The sequence below is a fragment of the Anaerofustis stercorihominis genome, from assembly GCF_005844425.1.
Classification (GTDB): domain Bacteria; phylum Bacillota; class Clostridia; order Eubacteriales; family Anaerofustaceae; genus Anaerofustis; species Anaerofustis butyriciformans.
The window spans coordinates 1-6114 of record NZ_SPHL01000061.1; the positions used below are offsets into that span (position 1 = coordinate 1).

Here is a 6114-nt window from a genome sequence, read left to right on the forward strand (position 1 = left end):
AGAAACAAAATAAAGTTATTAATTTTGATTATTTTTTAAAAAAAGGAAAGGTAAATATTAAAGTTCATCCTTATAGTCTTTCTTTTAGATGTTATTCTTGGTATTTATATGGATATTGTGAGAATGAAGAAAAATTTAATGTATATAATATAGATAAAATATTAAATTTAAATCAAGTTGAATGTTTTTTTAAGAAGAAAGAAGACATAGACGAAAAGAAAGAAATAGACAAAATATTTAAAAATAGAAAAGGTATTAATGTAGCAATATTATTTGATAAAAGTGTGGAATACAGATTGTTAAATGAATTTGGACAAGGAAGTTATATGCACTTTTTAGACGATAAATTGATTTTTGAATATACTTTTCATGATAAAGATTATTTGTTTTCATGGCTGCTTACTTTTGCAGATAAAGCGAAACTTATTTATCCAACAAAACTACGTGAAGATTTCCTTTGTATGTTAAATAAAATAAAAGATAATTATTCTATGGAAACATAAAAAACAGCTTTATTAGCTGTTTTTTACTATATCCAAAAGTTCTTTAAGGCTGTCAATAAAATAATTAGGGTTTTCTGTAGATAAGTATTCTTTTGTGTTATATCCGTATGTTACGCTTGCAACTTTAATATTTGCTTTATGAGCAGAAACAATATCCCTTACTTCATCACCTACATATAAAATTTCATCATCTTCTAATTTTAGTTTTTTCTTGATTTTATTTATTTTAATTTCCTTTGAGAATAAAGGTGAAGAAATAATAAAATCCATATTATTTATATTCTCGTTTTTAAGAAAATTATTTATATTTTTTTTCGTGTTTGAAGATATAATTCCCATATATTTTAAATTGCTTTTTAAATTTATTAAAATATCTTTTATATCTTCTTCATATGGGTCCATAGATTTATGATGTTCTTTCATAAGTTTCTGACCTTTTTTCATTAGTGAAAAAATTTTTAAATATGGAACTCCAAGGTCTTTTGCAATATTGTGAATTGGCTGTCTTTTTAATTCGTCAATATACTCATGTGTAATTTCTTTATAACCGTATTTTCTTGCAATTTGATTGTATACAACAAATATTACATTCTCTGTATTAGCTAATGTTCCATCAAAGTCAAAAATGACACATTTATAACTCATTTGTGTTTCCTTTTCCAAATCTTATTGTATTTTAGTTTATTATATCACAATATTATAAAAGTTAAATTACATTTATATTAACTTTCTCTTATTTATGTTTAAAATAATGGAATGGTTTATTATATCACAGTAAGAAAAAGTAAGCGTGTTTTGTTTGTTATTTGAGATTGTAGAAATAGTAAAAATATTTTGATAGGCATTTTCTATTGTTCCTTTTTGTTTTATTATTTTCCCTCTGGATTCTTTCCTTATAAAATAAACATCTTCACCTATATTATTTTTTATAAGATTTTTTGCATATGAATAAGAATATTTTGGTAGCTTCATCTAAACCTCCTTTTATATAAATTATTATTGACTTTTTCACTTTGTTTTAACCATTTTTTTCTTTTGTTTCCACAAAGTATCATTAAAATTAAAGTAATATTCTTTATTTTTTTTTACTAATATGGTAAACTTTTAATACGTGTAGATATTAACTATAAAGAGTTAAAACACAGGGAGGTCATGTTTATTCATGAAATTGAAATGGGTTAGTAGACGAAATGAGGAACAAGAACTTAATAAAGTCTACAGACAAATTGTAAAAAGAGAAAATAAATATCATATAGCTGAAGAATCAACTTATATACATAAAAAAGAAAATATATTTAAAAAAATTGCAGGCGGTAAAAAAGTAGAAAAGAAGCCTTCAAAAATAAGAGAGAAGTATCAAGATAGTTGGCTAAATAGACAAATTAATGAAATAAAAGAAGATTTGTCGGATTTAATTTTAAGTATTAAATATTACATTAAAAAATTAAAATTTGGTTTTAGAGATTTTAGAGTTTATGCTAAAAGCCACTTTTTTAATGTTGTTGTTGGATTTTTTGTACTAATTATTATAGGTGTTGGTGTATTTACTTACAATAATTTGTTTGCTTATGAAGTTGTATTTAATGGTACTAAAATAGGGGTTGTAAAAAATGTTGAAGATTTTGAACAGGCTCTAACAAATGTAGATGCAAACCTTACGAAATGGTATGGAAGTTCAAATGTATTCTATGAAAAATCTATAAGTTATCAAAAAGTACCTATTGAAAATCCAAATGATATTTTAGATAGTGATGATTGTGAAAATGCAATATATAATATGAACTTACCTCTTTTTTGTAAAGGTGCAGTAATTACGGTAAATGGAGAAGAAGCAGTTAGAGTTGCGTCAACTCAAGATGCAAAAACTGTTATTTCAAATATAGGAAGCATTTATGAAGAAGAGAATGAAAATGAAAAAGTAATCAAAAGCAGTGAAGTAAAAGAAGATTTGGAATATAAAGAAAAACTTATTTCTATAGATTCTGCTATGGAAGTTCATGAAGCGATAGAATACTTAAACGATACTTCAGATAATAAAGTTGTAAATAATGATGACAGCAATATTTTAAATGCTATAGATGAAGCAAAAGAAGGGACAAACTTAGTAAGTGCTCTTAATTTTAGAGCAGATGATTTCGCAACAGACGAGATAAGTTCAAAGCCTTCTATTACAATAACAACTGTAAAACAAGTAACTTATAAAGAAGATGTAGATTATAAAACAATATATAAGGATGATTCAAGCGTTTATGTAGGGACTACAAAAGTTACTCAAGAAGGAAAAGACGGAGAAAAGAAAGTAACGGCAGTAAATACATATGAAAATGGAGAAGTTGTTGAAAGTGATGTTCAAAGTGAGGAAATAATTGAAGATTATACTCCAAAAATTGTTGCAAGAGGTTCAAAACCTCTTCCTCCTACAACAAGCAGCGGAACATTCATTATGCCTGCAAGCGGTACGATATCAGCTTTAAATAAAGCAGGGTCTCATGCGGGATATAAAGCTGTTGATATTGCAAATCCTACCGGAACTCCTATTTATGCATCTGATACAGGTATAGTTGTTAGAGCAGGATGGTATGCAGGATATGGTAACTGTGTGGATATTGATCATGGTAATGGATATTTAACAAGATATGGTCATAACTCTTCAATTTTAGTTACTGTCGGACAAAAAGTTCAACAAGGTGAAAAAATTGCTTTAATGGGAAGTACAGGAAACTCAACAGGTCCACATTGTCACTTTGAAATTCACTATAATGGAGTTCAACAAGTTATATTAAATTATTTTGACTATTTAAGAAACGGACTTTATGTAAATGCCTTACAAGAATAATTCAGGAGAAATGTTTTGATTAGTACAATAATAATAATTATTTGTTTAGTGGCTGCTGTATTGCTTCAAGTTATACTATGCAAAAAAGATAATATTCATATGGGATTAATAATTCCAGGAATATTTATTCTTATCGCTCTAGTTATGAGTTTATTAGCCGGTGGGGATACTCTATTAAAAGTCAATACTTTTATGCAGTGGGTTTCTCCTGGTATTGTGGCACTTGCTATCTATATTTATATAAAAAAGAAAAAATATGACTTAAGAAAGCAAGAACATGAGGAATACAAAAAAAATCAAAATAATAATTTAGTTGATATAAATGAAAATGAAGTAATTGAAGTAGAAGCTGAAATAATAGATAAAGAGGAATAAAATCGGGGGGCAATAAGCCTCCCGTTTTTTATATTTAATATATATTTTAAATTATGTTGGTTTGTATTATAATGTAAACAAATATCTTAGGAGATGAAGATTATGACATTAGAAGAATTCTTTATGAAATATAAGAAAGTTGCTCTTGCATATAGTGGAGGAATAGACTCTTCATATCTTTTATATATGGCAAAAAAATATAATGTAGATGTAACGGCGTATTTTGTTAAAACAGAATTCCAGCCTAATTTTGCAATGAAAGATTGTCTAAGATTTGCAAAAAAGGTTGATGCAGATTTAAAGATAATTGCACAAAATATTATTGATAATTCTGATATTGTAAATAATAGTAGTAATAGATGTTATTTTTGCAAGAAGTATTTTATGAATCTTATAAAAACCAAGGCAAAAGAAGACGGATATGAGATATTAATTGACGGTACTAACTTTTCCGATGATGAATATGACAGTCCCGGTACAAAAGCTTTAAGGGAGATGAATATTTTATCACCTTTAAAAATGTGCAGTATTACGCAAAAAGATGTAATACAACTATCTCTTAAGGAAGGGCTTGATATTGAAAATAAAAATTCGTATTCTTGTCTTGCAACCAGAGTATGTGAAGGTGAAAAAATAACAAAAAAAACTTTTATCCAATATTGAAAAACTGAAGCATATCTTTTTTCTTTAAGTTTTAGAGATTTTGATTTATCTGTTACAAATAATACTGCTGTTATAACGGTAAAGAAAGATGATATGGATAATATTTTTGCATATAGAGATAAAATCATAATTGCAATGTCTCCGATGTTTGATAATGTTTACTTAAATTTAAACAATAAAAAATAGATAGATTTTATATTGGGAGGAAATATGAAACAAATTTATGTTAATTGTTCTAATGGTGCAGACTGCGAAAGTATATTATCTGCATTATATGATTTATATGATAATAAAATAGAATTTTTAAATGAAATAAATAATTTTAAAATTGGTGATATAAGAATTTCTTTTAACGATAGGAAAATAAATAATAATGTTTTTAAATGCATAAACAAGGATAAAATAGATAATGTTAATAAAGAAAAAAAAAGTAATGACAGCTCTAACGAAGAAGATTTTTCTCTTGACAGTTTATATGCATATGAAGTAGGTTATGATGATTATTTAAAAGAAAGAGCCACAATAAATAATAATGTAACTAATGAAAATAATGAAAAATCAGATTCTGAAATTATGGATTTTCCTTTAGACGGACTTTATGCATATGAAGTAGGTTATGATGATTATTTAAAAGAAAGAAATAAATATCAAAAAAAAGAACAGGATGTTAAGCATGAGCAAAATAATGACTTCCCAGTAGACAGCCTTTGTGCTTTTGAGATAGGCTATGATGATTATTTGAAGGAAATAATAAAGAATCATGAAAAAGAACATGAGCATAATAGTATTTTACTAAATGAAATTAATAATATTATAGATAAGACGAATTTAGATTTTAATATAAAAGAAGATATAAAAAATATATTTTCTATTCTTACTTTAGCTATGGCAAAAGTACAGGGGATTGATGTAAGTGAAGTTCATTTTCATAAAGATAAGATTTTTTATGATATTACTTATGTATGTGGGGTAGCATATTTAATAAATAAATTAAATGTAAAAAAAGTTATATCATCTTTTATTTCAGTAAGTAATATGAGTAACAATGCAGATAGCAGTTATTATATCGCAAATGAAATTTTAAAAGGAATTCCTGTACATGTAAAAGAAAATACAAAAAATCTTACTCCATTAGCTGCTGCTATTATAAAATACTATTCTGATGAGTTTATAAAGGATTTAAGTATAGTTTATAATAATATTTGATATGGAGTAGGGGAAAGTGAAGATATCCTTGTAGAAGTATTTATTGGGGATTATAATAATCAATTAATTCCGGAAGATAAGGTTATTTCTCTTTTAGTTGATTTATCTGATATGAACACAAATGAAATTGATTTTGTATTTGAAAGATTATTACAATCAGGAGTTTTAGATGTTTATACTATACCAATACATAAGAAAAATGGTTATTCAAGCTTAATGGAAGTCATATTAAATCCTGAAGATGAAGAATCTATTGTTAAAGAAATATTTAAGTATACTAAGGCCTTTGATATAAGAAGAAAAGAATATGATAGATATGTTTTGGATAAAAAGGTTGAAAATATATATACGAAATATGGTATGGTAAGATTTAATATTGCAAAAGGATTTGGTGTAAATAAAGTTGAACCTGAGATTGAAGATTTAAAAGAAATAGCAAAGCGAGAAAATATTACTTTGGATGAAATTGATTTTAAATAAAAAAAGAACATCTTTATTGATGTTCTTTTTTATTTATCATTTACTAAAATT

The 6114-nt window shown here is 25.8% G+C and carries 6 protein-coding genes and 1 pseudogene; 5 read left to right on the forward strand and 2 right to left on the reverse strand.

Going from position 1 to position 6114, the window contains the following annotated elements; genetic code table 11:
• Window positions 1-503: WYL domain-containing protein (locus FGQ49_RS09920; RefSeq protein WP_138269711.1), on the forward strand; the 503-nt coding region annotated here is incomplete at its 5' end.
• Window positions 504-515: 12 nt separating this feature from the next.
• Here FGQ49_RS09920 and FGQ49_RS09925 read toward each other — a convergent pair.
• Together FGQ49_RS09925 and FGQ49_RS09930 are read right to left on the reverse strand one after the other, a co-directional pair.
• The gene (locus FGQ49_RS09925) at window positions 516-1148 is read right to left on the reverse strand and encodes an HAD-IA family hydrolase (RefSeq protein ID WP_138269712.1); all 633 of its coding nucleotides are present in this window, start codon (window positions 1146-1148) and stop codon (window positions 516-518) included.
• Window positions 1149-1220: 72 nt separating this feature from the next.
• Window positions 1221-1475 carry a Veg family protein gene (locus FGQ49_RS09930; RefSeq protein ID WP_138269713.1) on the reverse strand — a complete coding sequence of 85 codons (255 nt, stop codon included), beginning with the start codon at window positions 1473-1475 and terminating at the stop codon, window positions 1221-1223.
• 190 nt (window positions 1476-1665) lie between these two features.
• Here FGQ49_RS09930 and FGQ49_RS09935 point away from each other — a divergent pair, with 190 nt between their 5' ends.
• The 4 genes and pseudogenes from FGQ49_RS09935 to larC all read left to right on the forward strand — a co-directional run bounded on the left by FGQ49_RS09935 (window position 1666) and on the right by larC (window position 6063).
• Entirely contained in the window at window positions 1666-3339 is a 1674-nt protein-coding gene (locus FGQ49_RS09935) for a peptidoglycan DD-metalloendopeptidase family protein (protein ID WP_138269714.1), read from the forward strand.
• A 15-nt stretch (window positions 3340-3354) separates the two neighbouring features.
• The gene (locus tag FGQ49_RS09940; RefSeq protein ID WP_138269715.1) at window positions 3355-3714 is read left to right on the forward strand and encodes a hypothetical protein; all 360 of its coding nucleotides are present in this window, start codon (window positions 3355-3357) and stop codon (window positions 3712-3714) included.
• 102 nt (window positions 3715-3816) lie between these two features.
• The gene (locus tag FGQ49_RS09945; RefSeq protein WP_171020684.1) at window positions 3817-4377 is read left to right on the forward strand and encodes a phosphoadenosine phosphosulfate reductase family protein; all 561 of its coding nucleotides are present in this window, start codon (window positions 3817-3819) and stop codon (window positions 4375-4377) included.
• A 210-nt stretch (window positions 4378-4587) separates the two neighbouring features.
• A pseudogene (larC, locus tag FGQ49_RS09950) lies at window positions 4588-6063 on the forward strand (nickel insertion protein).
• Window positions 6064-6114: the final 51 nt, after the last annotated feature.

Coding starts and splice junctions, on each gene's coding strand:
- FGQ49_RS09925 (WP_138269712.1), bottom strand. CDS start 1,148: ATGAGTTATAAATGTGTCATTTTTGACTTTGATGGAACATTAGCTAAT.
- FGQ49_RS09930 (WP_138269713.1), bottom strand. CDS start 1,475: ATGAAGCTACCAAAATATTCTTATTCATATGCAAAAAATCTTATAAAA.
- FGQ49_RS09935 (WP_138269714.1), top strand. CDS start 1,666: ATGAAATTGAAATGGGTTAGTAGACGAAATGAGGAACAAGAACTTAAT.
- FGQ49_RS09945 (WP_171020684.1), top strand. CDS start 3,817: ATGACATTAGAAGAATTCTTTATGAAATATAAGAAAGTTGCTCTTGCA.